The 18,748-nt window shown below is 68.6% G+C and carries 12 protein-coding genes; 6 read left to right on the top strand and 6 right to left on the bottom strand.

Annotated elements, in window-relative coordinates; translation table 11 throughout:
• Window positions 1-8 precede the first annotated feature (8 nt).
• From C8263_RS15270 to C8263_RS15245, 6 genes are read right to left on the bottom strand one after another with little or no spacing between them, the layout of a single operon-like run.
• Entirely contained in the window at window positions 9-1,574 is a 1,566-nt protein-coding gene (locus C8263_RS15270; protein WP_107139000.1) for a hypothetical protein, read from the bottom strand.
• Window positions 1,552-4,869, bottom strand: a complete 3,318-nt coding sequence (locus tag C8263_RS15265) for a DEAD/DEAH box helicase (protein ID WP_107138999.1) — start codon at window positions 4,867-4,869, stop codon at window positions 1,552-1,554. The genes C8263_RS15270 and C8263_RS15265 overlap by 23 nt, the downstream gene beginning before the upstream one ends.
• On the bottom strand, window positions 4,866-6,230 hold the full coding sequence (locus C8263_RS15260) for a protein kinase domain-containing protein (protein WP_107138998.1): 1,365 nt from the start codon (window positions 6,228-6,230) through the stop codon (window positions 4,866-4,868). The genes C8263_RS15265 and C8263_RS15260 overlap by 4 nt, the downstream gene beginning before the upstream one ends.
• Window positions 6,227-6,985: a protein phosphatase 2C domain-containing protein gene (locus tag C8263_RS15255; RefSeq protein ID WP_158263825.1), complete on the bottom strand. Its 759-nt coding sequence runs from the start codon at window positions 6,983-6,985 to the stop codon at window positions 6,227-6,229. The genes C8263_RS15260 and C8263_RS15255 overlap by 4 nt, the downstream gene beginning before the upstream one ends.
• The gene (locus tag C8263_RS15250) at window positions 6,969-7,649 is read right to left on the bottom strand and encodes a vWA domain-containing protein (RefSeq protein ID WP_199188419.1); all 681 of its coding nucleotides are present in this window, start codon (window positions 7,647-7,649) and stop codon (window positions 6,969-6,971) included. The genes C8263_RS15255 and C8263_RS15250 overlap by 17 nt, the downstream gene beginning before the upstream one ends.
• Window positions 7,646-8,107, bottom strand: a complete 462-nt coding sequence (locus tag C8263_RS15245) for a hypothetical protein (RefSeq protein WP_107138996.1) — start codon at window positions 8,105-8,107, stop codon at window positions 7,646-7,648. The genes C8263_RS15250 and C8263_RS15245 overlap by 4 nt, the downstream gene beginning before the upstream one ends.
• A 426-nt stretch (window positions 8,108-8,533) precedes the next feature.
• Between C8263_RS15245 and C8263_RS15240 the strand changes: the two genes are divergently transcribed.
• From C8263_RS15240 to C8263_RS15215, 6 genes are all read left to right on the top strand, one after another.
• On the top strand, window positions 8,534-9,106 hold the full coding sequence (locus C8263_RS15240) for a Rad52/Rad22 family DNA repair protein (RefSeq protein ID WP_107138995.1): 573 nt from the start codon (window positions 8,534-8,536) through the stop codon (window positions 9,104-9,106).
• Between the two features lie 38 nt (window positions 9,107-9,144).
• On the top strand, window positions 9,145-11,724 hold the full coding sequence (locus C8263_RS15235; protein WP_107138994.1) for a PD-(D/E)XK nuclease family protein: 2,580 nt from the start codon (window positions 9,145-9,147) through the stop codon (window positions 11,722-11,724).
• Entirely contained in the window at window positions 11,721-14,567 is a 2,847-nt protein-coding gene (locus C8263_RS15230; RefSeq protein ID WP_146160712.1) for a UvrD-helicase domain-containing protein, read from the top strand. The genes C8263_RS15235 and C8263_RS15230 overlap by 4 nt, the downstream gene beginning before the upstream one ends.
• Window positions 14,568-14,577: 10 nt before the next feature.
• Window positions 14,578-16,626 (top strand): 3'-5' exonuclease, encoded by a 2,049-nt coding sequence (locus tag C8263_RS15225; RefSeq protein WP_107138992.1) that lies wholly within the window; start codon window positions 14,578-14,580, stop codon window positions 16,624-16,626.
• 292 nt (window positions 16,627-16,918) lie between these two features.
• Entirely contained in the window at window positions 16,919-17,155 is a 237-nt protein-coding gene (locus C8263_RS15220) for a hypothetical protein (protein ID WP_146160711.1), read from the top strand.
• A gap of 1 nt (window position 17,156) precedes the next feature.
• Window positions 17,157-18,296, top strand: a complete 1,140-nt coding sequence (locus C8263_RS15215; protein ID WP_107138990.1) for a hypothetical protein — start codon at window positions 17,157-17,159, stop codon at window positions 18,294-18,296.
• The last annotated feature ends 452 nt before the right edge of the window (window positions 18,297-18,748 follow it).

Raw genomic sequence — 18,748 nt, 5'->3', positions numbered from 1 at the left:
GATTTCCTTCAGAGCTCGAGGTCATCGAATTCAAGGTGTTGAGGTTCAGGCGCCACGCGAACCGTGGCCTGAGGGGAGGCTGGTGACGGGCCACTCGCCGTAAGCAGCAGATGGGTCGCCCGGTAGACCCTCTCCAGGGCAGGTTCCACTCGAGATTCAAGCTCTGCAGGTGCTGGGCCCACATGGGCCGCCTCGCCACACCAGCCCAGCATCTCGTCAAACTGCTGGAGAAAGTCCGGTGCGCTGCGGGCTGCGGCGTGGAACGGATGATCAGGACGCGCGCCCGCACTCAGGAGCAGGCTGACCAGCAGCGGCCGTAGCTTTCCGGACTGTTCGCGGTTGGCCATCCAGTACACGTCAGTGGCTTTGACGCTGGTCAGCGTGGCCGGCAGCGGCAGCGTGAACGACAGCGCGTCGGCCGCCGCTTCGATGCGCCGAAGGTTATAGAGGGCGTCGCGGTCGATCATCTGCCGCTCGGCACCTGCGGCGCTGTGCCGGGAGCGCACTTCACGCAGCAGATGCTCGGCCAGGGCGCGGATGGCCCCGAGCGCCTGCCGGGCCCGGCGCGGCCGCTGATTGCCCGGCGCGGCCCTGAACTCAGTGACGGCCAGTTCAGTGTCCAAGAGGGGCTGCAGCAGCGGGTGATCGTCAACCTGCGGACCGAACTCATGCTGCAGGCTTGCCAGCGCTTCCTCGAAGGGGTCATGCTGGGTGTCTGCTGCGCCCCTCTCCTCTGAAAGATGCTGCACAAATGTCCGCAGGTGTTTGGACGTGGTCAGCCGTCTGTGGGCGAGCGCTGTCAGGGGGCTGGTGGGCAGTCCGAAGGGATCGGCCACCTCCCATCCACTCAGGCCATGCCCGAAGATGAAGGTCGAGAGATACATCACTTCCGGCTCCCGCTCGATAAAGTTCACGCGCTTTACGCGGTTCAGGAACCTCGCCTGGGCGCCTTCCTCGTCATCATCGGTTTCCCAGCGGCCCTTCTGTGCCTTGCGTGAAGCTTCAAACGCCCGCATCACGTCCGTAGCGTGGGGCGGTGCCGGTCGCTCGGCAGGCAGGAACTCCACGTACGGGCGGAACACGCGCTCACCACGGTGCAGTTCAGGAAACCCGCTTTCCTGGACTGTGAAGTCGGCCGTTTCAAGCGTCTCCACGAGACGCGGCAGCAGCAGGCCACTGAAGGGGTCCTGAAACACGTACCCGGTCGTGAAACCGTCGGCGCGCTGGCCCAGATCGGACCGGGCCTCCCGGTAGCGGCGCTCCGCGTCCGGTTTAACGATGTCGTCCTGGTCGATCAGGTCGCGGTCGACCAGGAAGGATTTGACGATCCGGACCAAGTCGGGATGCAGATTGAGGATGTCGGCAATCTGCTGCGGGTCATTGATTCCATGTAGCAGCACGCCGAACACTGCGCGCTGAAACAGATCCAGCTGCTCGGCGCGGGGGGACACCGGGACACCGACCCGGTAGGCCAGGACTGGCCAGAGCAGGTCACGGCGGCGGCCCTTGTATCCCTGCGGGGCGCGCGGATGAAAGCGCAGAATGCGGGCGTCACGCGGAAACGATGCGGCCATACGCCCCCTTGCACAACTGGTGGAAACGGTCGAGCGCTGGAACGGCGCTGCCGTCTTCAGCCGACGGGAGCATCCCGGCGTCGCCCACCAGGATCAGGAGGCGCTGCTGGCGGCTCATCGCCACGCACAGGCGGTTGTCCAGCGTCAGGTGCCCGTACCGGCGGCGCTGCTGCTCCGGCGTTTGGCCGGGCAGGGTGTTGCTGCGGGTTAGGGACAGCAGCACCACATCGAACTCCATGCCCTGAAACGCGTCGACGGTCCCGACCCGCAGCCGCTCGCGTGATCGGCCCTGCAGGTCGTAGGTTTCCTGGACATTCGGGTGAACGCGGTACTCGCCGTCCTCTCCGCGCTCGGTCAGCCCCAGCGGCTCCATCGCCTTACGGATCTCCCGAACTTGATCGGCGTAGAACGAGATGACCCCGATCGAAAGGTCGGGTCTGGCCTCCAGCAGGCGGGCCGCTTCCTTCGCGACGACCTGCGCCTCGACCGGCCTGGACTTGCTCTGCCGGCCACGTTCGCTGCCCCGCGCGTGCGGCACGTCCAGCCAGGCGGCGACAGCCCCCTCATACGGACTCAGGTTGTGGCTGAAATCCTCAGCGGGGCGGCCACTGCTGAACGCTTCACTGGGGTTATGGGCGGCGTAGAAGGTATCGCTGACGAACTGTCCCAGCACCGGGTGCATGCGGTACTGCTGGTCGAGGGTAACGACCCGCCGGATACCGTCGCGTTTCTCATGTTCCTGCAGAATCCTGAACAGCCGCTCGAACAGGCTCTGATGCAGCGCCTCCTCATTGGCTTGCCGCACGCTCTGATCCTGCCAGTCGGCCTGCAGTTCCCGCTCGACATCTGGCTCCAGCAGGTGCGGAAGCTGCCGGTGGTCCCCGACCAGAATGATGCGCCGTTCCGCCTGAGCCATTGGAATGAGCAGATCAAGCGGATGCACGCGGGCCGCCTCGTCAATGACCACGTTCTCGAACACCCGCGTCTGATTCCCCAGCGACGTGCGGATCTGCCGCACGGTATACGAGTCGGACTGCTGACACGTGGCGGCCAGCACGGCGGTATAGCTCTTAACGGCCGCCCGCGCTCCATCCGGGTCGTTCTCAAGTGTGGCGAGCATATCGTGCAGCACGGTCTGAAGGCCTCCTTTCTCCTTGCGCGCGGCTTGGCGGAGGTCTTCCAGCGCGGTGTTCAGCAGTTCCACAGTGGCCCGCTCCGCCCGCTGGAGGCTCGGGGGCGCCAACTCGGGCTGCAGGGCACTCAGGAGTCGCGCTTTGGACTCTGCCAGGCCCGGCAGGAAGGGCGGCGACGCGTCAGCCTCCCACCCGGCGCTGGCGGTCAGGACCGCCCGGTCCTCGGCGGTCAACGGCAGCGGCAGACTGGTGTCGTCCAGGCGGCGTAAGCAGCGCCGGGCCATGCGCGGGCCGTCGTCCTCAAAGGCCTCCGGGACGGTGCGCAGGGCCCGGACGGCCGTGAGCAGGTACTCGCGCTCCTCCTGGTCGACTTCGCCTGGGCTGAACTTGTCGAGCCACGCCTGCAGCTGATCGCGCGTGCTGGCCTTGAGGTGTTCACCGCCAGTGTCCAGGACCTTCCGGATCACCTGCCGCAGGTCGTCCCGTGGACTGGGCGCTGTGGTGACGCGCAGCACCTCGTCCCGCAGCTGAACGAATTTCACCTCCAGCGGCTGATCCGCAGCGTCGGACAGCCGGGCTTGCAGCTGACTGATCATGTTGCGCCGCCAGTGGTCGACCCCATCCGAGAACTCTTCTGCGAACCGGCGGCTCTTCCCCAATTTCACGGCGGGCAGCCCGAAAACCTGCGTGGCGGCCGCTGCGTTCTCGACCGCGGCGTGCTGCGCGCTGGTGAGCAGCGTATGACCCGGCAGGTGGGCGCGGTCCTGGGCGATATCGGCCAGCCGCTGCTGAAGGGCCGCAATGACGCGGGTCTTGCCCGTCCCCGGCGGTCCCTGAATCAGCGCGATGTCCGGCGTGTTGAGCGCGACGTCCAGCGCCTCAACCTGGCGCGCGGTGGGCGTCCCGCGGAAGGCGGCGGCCGCCTGGCTGCGCGGCGGCAGGGCCGGCTCCCGGTGGAGGCGGCGTTGAGGCACCTCCTGCCCCTCGAGCAGGAGGGCGAGCTGCGGCATGGCGGTTTTCGCTTGCTCGATCGCGAGGCGGGCCCGGTCCCGGCGCTCGAACTGCGCCTGATCCCCAGCGAGACTCAGGGACAGCCAGCCGGACGGCGGCGGCATGCTCTCGTCCCCATTGAGGGGAAGCACCCGGACCGTGCCGTGCGGCTCCCCTGAAAATTCCCCGATGAACTCCTGCGGTGGACGGCGGCCCGGGACCGGCGCCAGGTCGGTGTCCAGATCGACCGGGCGCAGCTCGGTGGCGCGCAGCGTCAGGCCAGGCTGCTGCCGGAGCGTCGCCAGCTGCTCCGGCGTGGCGCTCGCCCTGAACGTCCAGAAGCCGGCGCGGTATTCGGGACGTTCGGTGTACGGCATGGCGCCGAGCTGCCGGGCCAGCTGCTCACCTCGGCGCCGCTCTACCGCTTGATACTGTTCCCAGAGTTTCAGGTAACTGCGCTGGTCCTGTACGGCGGCGGACGTCAGGGCCTGGAGCCGCTCACGGTCCTTGGCAGCCAGCGTGACGTTTGTGAAGGTCCAGGCAGCCTCCAGCAGGGTCACGGGTTTGTTCGTCACCCGTTTGTTCTTGATCATGGTAACGAACACGACCAGCCACTGACCGTCCTGGAACGCCACGTCGACGTTGTAACGCCGGCCCAGCAGGCGCAGAAACGACTCGCTGTTCGGGTGCCGGTTGGGCGACCCCACGTATAGGAAGCGGGGCAAGCCGCCCGGCAAGGCGGGCACCGCAAGGTCATCTGCGAGCAATTCCACAGCCCGCTCGGCGGGGATATTCACGCCGGTCAGCGTTCGCATGCGGTCTACCACAGCGTCGTCCACGCCGAGCGCGAAGGGCTCTGGCAGGCGGTAACTCACGGGGAAGACATGCACCTGCACGGTGAAAGACGGGCCCTGCCGGCTGGTGACCCAGGCTATGTACGGCAGGCCGCGCCCCAACAGCAGCTTGACCTCCGCCTCATCTGCGGCGGCCGTGACTGGCCAGCTCAGGTCACCTGTGGTGACCCGCACTTCTTCCAGCAGTTCGGAGTAATGAAAGCGCACTTCGTCCCGAACCTCGACGCGAGGTTCGGCTGGGCCAGGTTCAGAGAGCGTGAGGTCCTGCGAGAAGGTCCAGGTGTGCTGAAAGGCGAGCGGCAGATCCGAAACCTTCACTGCTGGGCCCTCTCGACGAGGTCGAAGGTGACGAGGCGGTGCTGCCCGGCCAGAGCGCCGAGATGCAGCTGCCAGGCGCTGCGGCCCGGCGCAAGGGGAAACCGCTTGGGTTTGCCCTCCTGCTCGACCGGCACGTCGTCTTTGTCCCGCGTTTCGCGGCGCAAGGTGTACGTCGCCTTATCCAGTGAACGCACGGAGAGCCGGCCGTCTCTGAAGGTCAGTTCGACGTGACTGGCGCCCTGCGCCTCTCCTGTGAAGTGGCGCGGCTGGATGTACCGGGCGCCGTCTGTGCCGATCACAACAGTCCCCAGGTTCATGGTGGGGGCAGGCACGCCCTGGGCTGAGGCGAGGTCAGTCACCTCCTGATCTGTCACCTGAACCCCGGCCAGCACGTAGGGGCCCCGACTGACCTCACACCAAGGGCACTCCGCCAGGGTGTGGTCTGCCTCTGCGCCGCACGATGGGCAGGCCAGAAGGCGGTCCATTGCCTCCCAGAGCGCTTCTTCCCACGCACTGAGCCCAGGGCGGGCCAACGGGTCCAGCAGGCCCTCGCCGAAGGTTTGCTCCGCCAGGGCCCTCAGGGCCGGCGTGAGCACCAGCGTCCGGGGCAGACCTGTCGAGCTGCGGTTACGGTCGTCGTGCGGGTGGTCGATCCACGGCCACTCCCCCCTGAGCGCGGCTTCCTCCGCTTCGGCCTCATCCTGTGACACCTGATCCCCCAGGAGCGGGTGCACGAGCGTCAGGGTCTGAAATGCCATGGCGGCGAACGCGAAGGCATCGGTCAGGCTGTTCACGCCGCTGCGACCGGCGTACACCTCCGGCGCCGCGAACCACGGGGTCAGCACCCGCTCGCTGAGCGGCTTGGACGCGTACCGCAGGTTGTCGACGTCGATCAGGGACACGGTGTCGTCGCCGCTGAACAGCACGTTGGCCGGTGAGGGGTCCCCGTACACCAGCCCGCGGCTGTGCAGGTGCCCGAGCAGGCGCGCCGTCCTGGCCAGCACCGCCAGGCGCCGGCGCAGCCCACCGGTCCTGACGTACCACTCCCCGGGCGTGGCCTCCACGTGCGGCACCTGACACAGGGACGCGAGCGGCTGCGCGCCGGGGACCCGCTCCATCACGTAGCCGACGTGCGGGCGTTGCAGCAACCGGATGGGCCGGGCGATCTTCAGATCCTCGAGCGGCAGGTTGCGGACGGCACTCAGGCGCCGCAGCCACTGGTCTCGGGCCGCCTCGTCCGGCAACCGCAGCACCTTCACCACGTACCGTTCGTCTTGCGTGGCGTACACGCTGCCCTGGCCGCCCGTCCCCAGTTCACCGACAAGTTCATGGGTTCGTCCCCCATCGTCTTTCACGTTCACGCCTCAACTCCCCCTATCCGCAGGTACACCACGGTCTTGTCGTCACTGTGTCCAGGTACTGGCCACTGCCTGAGCGCGCGGCGCAGGGCCTGCCCCCGGGCGGCGGCCGGGCGATCCTCCAGGCCGGTCAGCCACTGCAGGAGGTCAGGGACGTGGTGTTCCGGCACATCATCGGCAATCCCGTCTGACAGCAGCAGTACGCGGACTTGCCCGGACGTCTTCATGTCGTGTACCTGCCAGTCGTTCATGTGATGGGGCGTGCCGAGCCCCACCGTGGTGTTAGTGAAGTGTTCCTCCGCGCGGCCACCGAGGGTCCGCAGCCCCTCCGGACTGTCGACCGCCGCCAGGCCATCCCCGAGCGCCAGGAGGATCAGGCGCCACTCCAGGCCGTCCGGCAGGGCCAGGGCCAGCAGGCAGGTGGTCGCGCAGTCGTCGGCCGGCAGCGGCGCGACTTCCAGCCGCCAGAGGACTTCCAGGAGCCGCACCAGCAGGCCGACAGGTGCACCCGGCGCGCGGCTCCACTGACGCGCGGCTCGTTTCGCGGCCCGCACGCCGGCCCGCGCGCCTTCCCGGGCATGCGGGCGGGACCCGAGTCCGTCGCAGACCACCGCGCAGTGCACGGTCCCGTAATTGGTCCGCCATCGGGTCCAGGTCCAGGCGTCCTGATTGGCAAGGTCAGCTGCGACGTGCGCAGGACCGGCCACTGAAGCGCCGAACGCCCGGTCGCCGCGCAGGCGCTCAGAGGTCGAGGTCATCGAACCCGTCATCAGCGCCCAGGTCAGGTAAAGTCACCACCTGATCGGGCGTGGCCGAACGGGACCGGGCCGTCACGCTCATCGTGACGAACCTGAAAAACCGCCGGAGCTGGCGCGCTTCCGCTGCCCGCCGCACATGATCCTCCCCAGCAAATCGCGTCAGCACCTTCAGATCAGCGTCCTCCCCAACAGCCAGGGCCAGCCGGACGGCTTTCGAAGCCCGTGGGGAGGTCAGGAGCCCCTCCAGCGGCGCTTCCCACTCATCTGTGGGCACGCCGTCCGACACCAAGACGACAGTGGGCCGGTAGGCCCGCCCAGGCACCAGATTGCGGTTGTCCAGGATCCGGGTGGTCAAGGTCAATACGGAGCCGAGGGGGGTGTGGCCTTTGGCGTCCAGCGCTTCAAACTTGACGTCCCGGGCTGGTTTCAGCGGCACGTGAACGCGCGCTTCGCGCCCACTGAACGCCAGTACCGCGACATGAATCTCCGCGCCGCCCGCCTGTTCCTGCGCGAACGCGTGCAACATGTCACGCACGGCTGTATTCAGCGCTGCCAGCTTGCCGTCCTCCGCCATCGAGCCGCTGACGTCGAGCAGCAGGAGGACCGGCAACGGCCGCGGCGCCGCCACCGTGATGTCCTTTAAGGTCAGCCTCCCGCTGCTCACGAGCCGTCTTCGTCCTTTACCACTGCCTCCCAGCCGCTGCGGAGCCGTTCGGCGTCTTCCTGCGTCCAGTTGGTGGCTGACGAGGGCGCAAGCGCCCACCGCCGGAGGGCTGCAGAAGAGTTGAGAATTGACTGGCGACGGCGCTGCTCCTGCTTAATCCGCTCCACGCCGCGCTGCACCGCACCACAATCCTGTGGAATGCAGCGCCCTGCATTCCTCTCTAATTCGTCTTGAAGCACGCCGCGCAGACTGCTCAGCCGGGCGTCCGTCATCACGCGTACGCCGTACTCGAGCATGACCAGCACACCTTCGATGCGGACTTTGGCGACGGGCACCCGCTGCCGCTCCGGTCGCGGCTTCCAAACCTCGAAGGGAAGGGCCGGCGCGCGGCCATACGCCATAGCGCGGCTGGCCTGACCCATCGTGGGGAAGAACACTTTGCCCGACCATTTCGCCATTTCGTTCAAGATAAAACAAACCTGGAATTATCGCCGCCTCACATTCGTCTACCCCTGGTAGGTGATCAGTGGCGCTCAGCGTAGCGACAGCCTTGCTTGAAGGCATGTGTACATCCGGGAGCAGAAACGGAAGCGGGCATATCGTGAGAGGAGCGCGCATCAAAGTGCTGGCAGAAGAGTCGGTGAGATCGCGGCCCGGCTGAAAACTTGGATCGAGAAGCACACTCGGGAACAGCGTATGGAAGGCGTGGCCACACCGCCACCGTGACGATCGCTGGGCGTACGCCGGCACCAAGCTGGTCTTCCGGCTCCCTACAGTTTCCTTTCTGTTCAGCTCGCTGCTGCAGGTCCGTTCAGTGTGGAGTCCACCCGCCTCTAACTCTGGTGCACGAACGAACTTCCTCACCGCTCCGCTAGCTTCTTGGCATGACCTATGCCGGAGTGAAGGATCAACTTGCTGCACCCTTTCCAGCGCGGCGGGTGCTGTGGCGGGCGCAGAACTTCTCACGCGACCGCACGACCGCCCGCATGGTCGCGTACGTGGACGCCCGGACCGTGATGGACCGGCTGGACGAGGTCTGCCCGGACGCCTGGGAGTTTGACGTGGAGTTCCTGCCCGGTCCACTGCCCGCCGCCCGCGGTCGCCTCACGGTGTTGGGGCTCACGCGGTGTGACGTGGGCGAAGCGGGTGAAGGCGACGCGGCCACGCTCAAGGCCGCCGCGAGCGACGCGTTGAAGCGCTGCGCCGTGCATTTTGGCGTTGGACGGTACCTGTATGACCTGCCGAGCCCCTGGGTGGCGTGGGATGAGGAGCGGCGCGCGCCTGCCGAACTGCCACGTCTGCCGGAATGGGCGCTCAGTGAGGATGAGCGCCCCAACGGGGCCACGCATGTCCTGGGCACCCTGGACGCCCTGCGCGCTGGGCTCCCGCAGGACGTCGGCCAGCTGCGCGAGGTGTACCGGCACGTCCGGGCGGCCCTTGACGCGGCGGCACAGTAGGACGCCTGTAAGGCGCCGGCAGTGCATCCTAAGAGCCTATGAGGACAGTCATCCTGGGGACGGGCACGCCGCCCGAAGCGCGCGGCACGGTCCTGGCCCTGAACCGCCGGGCTGCGGCGCGTCTGGGGGCCCGCCCCCAGCGGCTTGACGCGTACGCCCACCGCGTCCTGCTGGAGTCAGGGCAGGCGGTGGCCTCCCCGACCCTGGCCCACCGGCTGCTGACCGGCGCCGTCCAGGAAGCACTCGGGAGTGGCGACCCGGGGCTGCTTGCCCGCTCGTTGGGCAGCGCAGTGCGTGAACTGCTGCGCAGCGGCATCGACCTGGCCCTGCTGTCCCAGGACGAGTCGCCTCAGGTCCAGCGGTTGTGCTGCGTGGCTGCCCTCTACCAGCGCGCCTTGCGCGACCACGCGGTCATCGACCCCGTCGAAGCGGTGCGGCTCGCCGCCCGCTTCGCGGTGCCGGAGCCGCTGACAGTCTTCGGGTACTCCCGGCTGTCCCCGGATCAGCTGCTGTTTCTGGACGCGGCGGCGGGGGAGGGCAGCGTTGTGGCGCTGCCCTGGGAAGATCATCCCTATTTCGAGGAGACGCTGCAGGCGGCATCGAAGCTCGAAGCGCTGGGCTGGACCGTGGAGCGGCGCCAGGACCAGTCTGAAGGGCTCTCAGGCGCGTTCCTGGGCCGCTCAACCGGGGCCGGTGCCCTGCATATCGCGGCGTCGGAGGACGACGAACTGCGCGCGGCCCTGCGGCAGGTCAAGGGCCTGCTGCGCCGCGGCGTGGCGGCGGCCGACATTGCGCTTGTCGTGAACGATGACGACCTGTGGGCGCCGCGGGTGCGGGCCGTGGCCTGGGAATACGGAATTCCCGTGCAGTTCTCGACCTCCGTGCCGCTGGCGGACACCCGACCTGGCCGCTGGCTGGAACGCGTGCTGACCGCCGTGGAAGAAGGCCTTGCATTCGAGGCGCTCAGCCGCGTTTTCGCGCACCCACTGGACGCCGGCATGGACGGCGCCGTGTGGCAGCAGGCCCGCACGCGGCGCCCGCAGGCCGCGCCGGAGTGGCAGGCCCTGGGGCTCGACGCGGCTGGGTTTGACTGGCCGGCGCAGGCGTCCCGCGCCGACTGGGTGGAGCGCGTCGGCACCCTGATCGTCGCCCGGGGCCTTGCGGACCGGGCCACCCGGACGCAGGACCTCCTGGCCCTGAACTTCCTGCGCGCGGAACTGGCGGTCCTGGCCGCCCCGCCCGGTGACCGACTCCCACGAGGGGCGTTCATTCAGGAGCTCCGCGAGGTGCTGGCGCTCGTGATGGTGCCCTCGGATCCCGGCTCACGCGGCGTGGAACTGCTCACGCCGCCGTCCCTGGTGGGGGCGCAGGTGCCGCACGTGTTCGTGCTGGGCGCGGTCGACGGGGGCCTGCCCGCGCGGATGAAGGACGACCCGGCGCTGGATTTCACGGAGCGCCGCCGCCTGGCCCGCGCCGGTTTTGCCCTCGATACTGCCGCCGCACTCGCCCGGCGTGACGCGGTGACCTTCTGGGCGCTGCTTCACGCGGCAGGGGAGACCTGTACGCTCAGCTACGCCCGCCTGGGCGGCGCCGGCGAGCAGCAGCCCAGCCCGTTTCTCGCCCGCCTGCCCCTGACGCCCGCCGCGCTGGAAGCCGCCGCCTGCAGCCCTGAGGAAGTCCGGCGTGGCCTGGTCCGCCGTGAAGGCACGTACGTCGATCCTGCGCTGGCCGCGATCCGCGCCGCGTACCAGGTGGAGGTCCGCCGCATTCAACAGCCGTCGTATGACGAGCACGACGGCCTGACCGGTCAGCCGCTGGCGCCGGCCGACCTGGTGTTCAGCGCCTCACAACTCTCGGTGCTCGGCCGCTGCGCGTTCCGCTGGTGGCTGGAGTACGGCCTGAAGCTGCGGGATCAGACGGTGGACGACCAGGCGTTCGGCCTGGGTCGGCTCCGGCATGGGGCGCTGGCCTTTGCGGTCAGACGCGCCGCCCAACCACCCGCCGCCGACCTGCGCGCGGCGCTGCTGGACGCGCTGGATGAGGGGCTGCGTCACACGGAGGAGGCAGAAGTCTGGCCCCAGACGCCCGAGTGGGCGCATGAACGCCGGGACGTGCTCGCCGGCCTACGCCAGGCGGTGCGGGCCGAAGGGTTCCTCCAGACCGGCGCCGTGCCGCTGGCCGCCGAGCAGCCCTTCGAAGGCGAGTGGCAGGGCCTGCAGGTGCGCGGCGTGGTCGACCGGGTCGATCAGCTGGGTGAGCGGCTGCTGATCGTGGATTACAAGAGCGGCTCGGGTCGCCCGCTCGGCGTTCAGGACGACACCGGCCGGTTGGGGCTCGACATTCAGTTGCCCCTGTACGCGCAGGCGGCCCTGCCGGCGCTGTACCCCGAAGGGCGGCTGGGCGGCGCCCTGTACCTCTCGCTGCAGCACGGCACAGTGCTCAGCCGCCTGAAGCTCTCACCCACCGAGCTCGACGCCTTCGGTGACCGCGTCCGCACCGCCCTGACGCAGGGCGCGTTTCCACCCCGGCCGGACACGGACTTCAAAACCTGCCGCACCTGCCAGTGGACCGGCGTGTGCCGCGGCGGCGAGCGGCTGGAAGGCAAGGTGCACCGGTGAGCCTGACAGACGCCCAGCAGCAGGCTGCCCACGCGCCCGGCAGCGTCGCCGTGATGGCCGGCGCCGGCAGCGGGAAGACCCACATGCTCGTCGCCCGGTACCTGCACCACCTGCAGACCCTCTCGCCGCTGGAGATCGTCGCGACCACCTTCACGGAGAAAGCGGCGGCCGAACTTCGCGCCCGGATCCGGCGTGGGGTTCAGGCGTCCCGACCGGACGATTTCGAAACCCTGGCGGAACTGGAAGCGGCGCAGATCAGCACCATCCACGCGCTGTGCGCCCGCATCGTCCGTGATCACCCGGCGGCGGCGGACGTGCGGCCTGACGTCACCATTCTCGACGAAGGGCAGGCCAGGGTGTGGCGCGCCCGGCATCTGCGCCCCGCGCTGGCTGAATTGCCAGACCGGCTGTTCACCCACGTGTCCTTCTCCAGAATGGCTGGCCTGCTGCCGGCGCTGCTCGACGATCCCCTGCTCGCGGAGCGTGCACTGTCGGTCGGCCGGGACCGCTGGGAAACGTGGGCCACGCAGGCCAGGGCGCAGGCGCTGGATGAACTGACTGGCGCCGCCAGCTGGCAGGCCGCCGTTCACGTCCTGCAGACCTGCAGCGGCACGCCCGGTGACCGTATGGAGGCCGTGCGGCGCGAAGCCCTGACCCACCTCGCCGCCCTGACCGGGGAAGGCCTCATGGCCGCCGTGGCGGGGCTCCTGGAGCTCAAACTGACCGGGGGCAGCCCGAAAGCCTGGCCGAACGGCGACCTGGCCCAGGTGAAAGAAGCGGTCAAAACGCTGCGGGGTCACCTGGAAGCGGCGCAGAAGACCGGGCTGCTCACCCTCACGCCGTCCGCCGCGGACGAGTGGCTGGCCGCGGCCCTCCCGGACGTGCGCGAAGCGTTTGTGGCGGTGCGTGACACCCTGACCCGGCTCAAGCGCCAGGCTGGCCTGCTGGACTTCGCGGCGCTGGAGGTCCGTGCCCTGCAGGCCCTCCAGGACCCGGCGGTGCGCGCGCACTACCACGGGCGCTGGCGCGCCTACCTGATCGATGAAGCGCAGGACACGAACCCGGTGCAGGCTGAACTGCTCGACCTCCTGTCGGGAGGAGCGCAGCGGACCCTGGTCGGGGACGAGAAGCAAAGTGTGTACGGCTTTCGCCGGGCGGACCCCGCCCTCTTCCGCGCGGCCGGCGCCCTCATCGCGTCGTCGGGCGGCGCCGCCGTGTCCCTGGACCGCAGTTTCCGCACGCACGCGGCCCTCGTGGACACCGCCAACCGCGTGTTCGCGACCTTGCTTGGTCCCCTGCACGCGCCACTCACGGCCGACCGGGCCGGGCCGCCCGGCCCGGCCGTGGAAGCGTGGCACCTGGAGGACACCAAGCCCAAAGCGCGGGCGCGCATGGCGGAAGCCGCCCACCTCGCCGCCCGGGTGCGGGCCCTGCTGGACGAACCCACCCTGATCTACGACCCGCACCTGCGCGGTGAACGCCCAGTCCGTCCCGGCGATATCGCGGTCCTCACCCGGGGCTGGGCGGCCCTGCGGCCCATCGGCCGCGCGCTGGCCGAGGCGGGCGTTCCCGTGCATGAAGCGGGCGGCGGCTCCCTGCTGGACACGCAGGAAGCGCGTGACGGCCTGGCCCTCCTGGCGGCCACCGCACTGCACGACCCGGCCGCGCTGGTGGCGGTGCTGCGCTCCCCGCTGGGCGGCGTGAATGACGCGGTCATCTGGGACCTGGCGCGCGCGCGCGGCGAGGACGGCGACTGGTTCCGGGCGCTGGAGACCTCCACCGCGCCGCCGCTCGAGCGCGCCCGGCATCTGATGGGTGAGCTGCGCCGGTTGTGCCGCCAGGAGCCGCCGAGTGTGCTGCTGCAGCAGGCCGATCGCCTCACCGGGTACACGGCGGTCCTGGCGAACCTCTGGGACGCGGAGCGCCGGCTCGCGGACTGGCGGGGCCTGACCGAGTTGGTGCGGCAGCTGGAACGGGGCCATGACGAGACCTTCACGGTCGTGCAGGCCCTGCGGGAGATGATTCAGGCGGACGTGGTCGTGCCCCGCCCCCCGCTGGAAGCGGGGGACGCGGTCATCCTGACCACCATGCACTCCAGTAAAGGCCTGGAGTGGCCGGTGGTGCTGGTCGCCGATCTGAACTGGAGTGCGCCGGGTGAGTCGGGCGACGTGCTACTGGACGCGGAACTCGGGGTCGGGTTGCGGCAGGACGAGACGCCCACCGTGGCCTGGACGCTGATGGCCGCCCGGCGGCGCGCCCGGGAAGAGGCCGAAGCGCGGCGCCTGCTGTACGTGGCCCTCACGCGCGCCCGGGACCGGTTGATCCTCAGCGCCAACGGACCGGCCAAGCCCGGCACGCTCCTGGGGCTGCTTGCCCCTGGTCTGCAGGCGGCGGGCGTGGACCTTCAGGAATTCGCCGCCCCAGCGCGGGATCCGGCGCGCGCCGTGAAAGCGGATCCTCCGGCCGCTCCCCTGCCCGCAGCCCTCTGGCCGGACCCGGTGGAGCTTCACCCTGTGCCGGGTCCCGCGCCGGTTGTGGCCGGCCTGACTGACGTCCTGACCGACGACTGGGCAGAAATCCTGGACCTTCTGGATCCCGCCTGGACAGCCTGGGCACAGGCTCTCGCGGACTGCGGCGTGCCGGCACCCAGTGACGTTCACGTGGACCTGCCCGTGGACGGCCGCGTCTCCGGCACCAGCGCTTTGATGCTGTGGCGCCGTAGCGCTGGTGACGTGCTGCTGCTCGAAGGCCAGGCCCCGTCGCCGCTGGCCCGTGCCCTGACCGTGCATCTGCACGACCCGCCAGACTTGGTCGCGCGGCAGCTGCAGGACGCCCTCCAGTGAAAGGATTCTCATGCGCCTGATTCCCGCCCGCACCTTCCAGAAAAGCGTCGACCGACTGGACGCCCAGTCCCAGAACCTCATCAAAACCACCGTGATGGACCTGTGTCTCGACCTCGCCAGCCAGGGAAAACCTCGCCCGGGCCTGCGGTTTCACAAGCTCGACCGCACCGTCCGTGATCCCGGTATTCGCAGCGTGTCGGCCAGCCCGGACCTGCGCGTCATCCTGCACCAGACCGGTGAAACCTACGTTCTCCTGTACGCCCATCATCACGACGCGGCGTACGACTGGGCGGCCCGGCGGCGCCTGCAGCCCAACCCGGAAACCGGCGCGATGCAACTCGTGGACATCGAGGAGGTCACGCAGATCGTCACCCGACAGGTCACCCAGACGCAGACCTTCCTTTTCCGTGAGTACGAGCCGCGCTACCTGATGTCCCTGGGGGTCCCGGAAGCCTACGTGGAGGCCGTCCGGCACGCCACCGAGGAGAACTTCGATCCCCTGTTCGAAGTGCTGCCCGAAGAGGCCAGCGAACGGCTCCTGGCCCTGATGGACGGGGAACTCGTGCTGCCGCCCATGCCGGTGCCGGCCGGCGGTGATCCGTTTGATCATCCGGACGCCCAGCGTCACTTCCAGGTGACCACCGACGAGGCCGAACTGCAGGCCGCCCTCAACGGCCGCTGGGAAGAATGGATGATCTACCTTCATCCTGCCCAGCGGCACCTCGCGGAGCGCCGGCAAAGCGGTCCTGCCCGGGTCACCGGGAGCGCCGGCACCGGAAAGACCGTGGTGGCCCTCCACCGCACCGCGCATCTGGCTCGGCAGCACCCGCAGGCCCGGGTGCTGCTGACGTCCTTCAGTCGAACCCTCTCATCCCGATTGGACGAGAAGCTCGCCCTGCTCCTGCCAGATGACCGGCAGCGTGCCCAGGTCACCGTGATGAACCTGCACCGCCTCGCCAGCCGGCTCGGCCGGCAGTGGAGTTTGCCCCACCGGCTCCTGGCCGACGAGGAACTGACGGGCGCCCTCACCCGGGCCGCTCGGGCGGTCGCCAGTGACCTGCCCCTCGCCTTCCTCCGGGCCGAGTGGCAGGCGGTCGTCGAGCCGCGCGGGCTGCGCACCTGGGACGAGTACCGCGCGGCCCCCCGGACGGGCCGTGGCGTAGCGCTCGGCGCGCGGCAGCGCCTGGCGATCTGGAAGGTGTTTGAGGCCCTGCAGGCCGAACTGCGCCGTCAGGGTCAGACCACATGGGGGCTGCTGTGCCACGACGTGGCCGACGCCCTGGCCACCCAGGGGCCGCCGTTCGACCATGCCGTGGTGGACGAAGCGCAGGACCTCGGGCCGGCTGAACTGCGCCTGCTGCGCGCCCTGGTGGCCGCTGGGCCGGACGACCTCTTCCTGTGCGCCGACCCGGCCCAGCGGATCTTCCGGGCGCGCAGCTCCTGGCTGTCGAGCGGCATCGACGTCCGCGGGCGAGCCAGCCGCCTGAAGATCAACTACCGGACTTCCGGGGAGATCCGGCAGTTTGCCGACCGCGTCCTCGGAGAGGTGCGTTCCGAAGAGGACCTGCCCGAGGCGCGGCGGACCATCAACCGCTTCAGCGGGCCGCGCCCCGACGTTCGCCGGTTCGACACGCGTCAGGCGGAGCTCGACGGCGTCAGCCGCTGGATCCAGGCCCGGCTCGGCGAGGGGCTGCGCGCGGGGGAGGTCGCGGTCTTTACCCGCGCGCGGTCCGCAACAAGGGAAGACGCCCTGCTGCGCCTGCTGGGCACCGACATTCAAACGCTGGAGGCCGACATGCCGCACCAGTTGGACCGGCTCACCGTCACGACCATGCACCGGGCCAAGGGCCTGGAATTCCGGGCGGTGGTCTTGATGGACGCCGGTGCAGACGTCCTGCCGTCACCCGCGGCGCTTCAGGACGTTCAGGACCCGGCGGACCGTGAGGCGGTGCTGGAGCAGGAACGGCAGCTGCTCTATGTGGCAGCGACCCGCGCGCGCGAGCAGCTCCTGATCACCCACGTCGGGGCCGCCAGTCCCTTCATCCAGGCTGAGCCATGACACTTGGCGTCGTGACCGGCAGACGTTCCCGCCGTGCACCAGACAGTGGAAGCTGCTCATGGACCCGTTGGACCGGGTCTGCCCCGCAGGTGTTGGCGTGTCCGCGTCAAGCCTGCGGCAGCGTCTTGACGGCCGGGCGCCGACTTGAAGGGCTGCATTGGCCGGGTGTGCCAGCCAGAGTTTCACTCAAGCAGTGGGGGAGGGGCTGCTGATGGGGTATTGCCGCGAGCATTTCTGTTCCAGGTGCGGATATAAGGCCGTCGTATCGGGCGGCCCCGATGTGGGGATGGCCATGAGTTATACGCTGACCATCTCCTGCCAGGACTGTGAGGAGTTGCACGACGTGGGCTGGCTGGAGCCAAAGTTCGCCGTGGAGGCTCAGGGTCAGTCGACCTTTCAGTGGAAACAGCTGCGGCTGCGCTGCCCGAAGAATGCCGCACACCACTGGGAGCCCTACACCGGACAGTGCCCGGTGTGCTCGGCGGCGCTGCAGATCAATGAGGAGGGGGAAGGCTATCACTGGGACTAATTTGACGTTGCCCATCGACGTGGCCATGACGCAGTACGAGGCCCTGCGCACTCAGTTCTGCCGGGGGGCTCCTGGAGCTGAGGAGCACGCCAGGGGCGTCGACCAGGCCTTGATGGCCATGTGGGAGCGGTACACCTTGCCCTACCGCGTGGTGCGGCTGGACCGGTACGGCCAGGAGCTTCACCCGCACTACGTGGTGTACCGGGTCGAGGGCCATGGCCTCGAGCACGAGGTGTGGCATCTGCGCGGGGAGCACCGCGAGCGAGACGCGGTGCGGATGAGCGTGATGCTGCGCAACGAGAAACTCCTCTCACAGCAGGAGGCCCTCGAGCAGGGTGAATTGGACTGGTCTCTCCGGCAGTCCCGGGCGAACGTGCTGGCTTTGCAGGGGATTCAACTCACAGAAGACGCGCTGACGTCCGGATCCTCTGTGCCCGAGAGTGCCGCCCTGACAAACGAGTGGCGTCAGACCTCACCGTTCACGGAGGAATATCAGACGCTGGAGTACGTGCTCGAGTTCGGGGGTGAAGGGGGCCGCGCCGCCATTGTGCGGACCCACCTCAGGGGCCGGCCCCGCTACTGGACCCTGGTCAACCACCTCACCTGGGACGATGACGAGCCTCAAGTGGGTGGAACCAGTCTGGAATACCTGGGAACAGAGGCTGAAACCGCTTTGCGGGCTTGTCCCTACCGGTGGCCACGGCTGGTCGGCCTGGCCCTCGCTCCTGACCTGATACCCGTGGTGCAGGCCATTCTGTCTGAAGAAGGAAAGACCCTCGACGACTGGTTGCAATTCATCGGAGGTGACGATGCCCAGCAGTGGTCTTGTCAGTACGTCTGGTGGAACTGTGACGCCTTCACGCCGGAACCGGTTGATGCGTACTGGCTGACTGCCCGGCCAGAGGTCGTGCGGCGGACGTTGGGCGGTCTTTCACAGCTGCAGGTGGCGGGCCTCACCGTGAATCCGGGTGAGCCGGTCGGCGTGTTGGTAGACCGCAGTGGGCGGGTCCTGATCACCGAGGCCTATCAGTACCCCACCAGCAATATGTGGAGCGTGATTCCGTTTTCTGAAGTCAGGAGATTTCAGGTGAACACGCTGGTCGACCTTCCATTTGTCGCGCCTTCCCATCCCCTGGAATAGAGCTGCCTCATGCTCGCAGACACGCTCTCGACAGCAGTCAATACCGTCAGCGTTGAACTCGACGGGAGGAGCTGAAGCCACCGTCAATACCGTCAGCGCGAACAGTGGGGCTTCGCCCCACATTCGACCACCTGCCGCTGAGAGCGCCGGCGCCATTCAGTTTGATCAGCGTCATGAGCGCCGTTCCTAGACGCGTCATAGATGCATTCGCCGTATGTGGGATCATCGCCGCATGGTTCGAGTCACCCTGCTGGGCGTGGAGACACCCGTCGTCCTGAACGAGCCTGGCCCACCCGTCACAGAAGCGAACGTCGCCGCCCTCAGTACCCGACAGTTTCTCAGATGTGCGTCTTGGACGGCATGAACAGGTCAATCAGTCGTAAGAGGGGCACCTCTTCGTGATCAACCTTCCGGCTGATGGCGCGAACCAGGGCCCGTAAACCCAGCGTCAC

Origin of the sequence: Deinococcus arcticus (genome assembly GCF_003028415.1) — a bacterium.
GTDB lineage: Bacteria > Deinococcota > Deinococci > Deinococcales > Deinococcaceae > Deinococcus > Deinococcus arcticus.
Note: the sequence above shows the minus strand (reverse complement) of the source record. Positions and strands in the feature narration are given on the sequence as shown.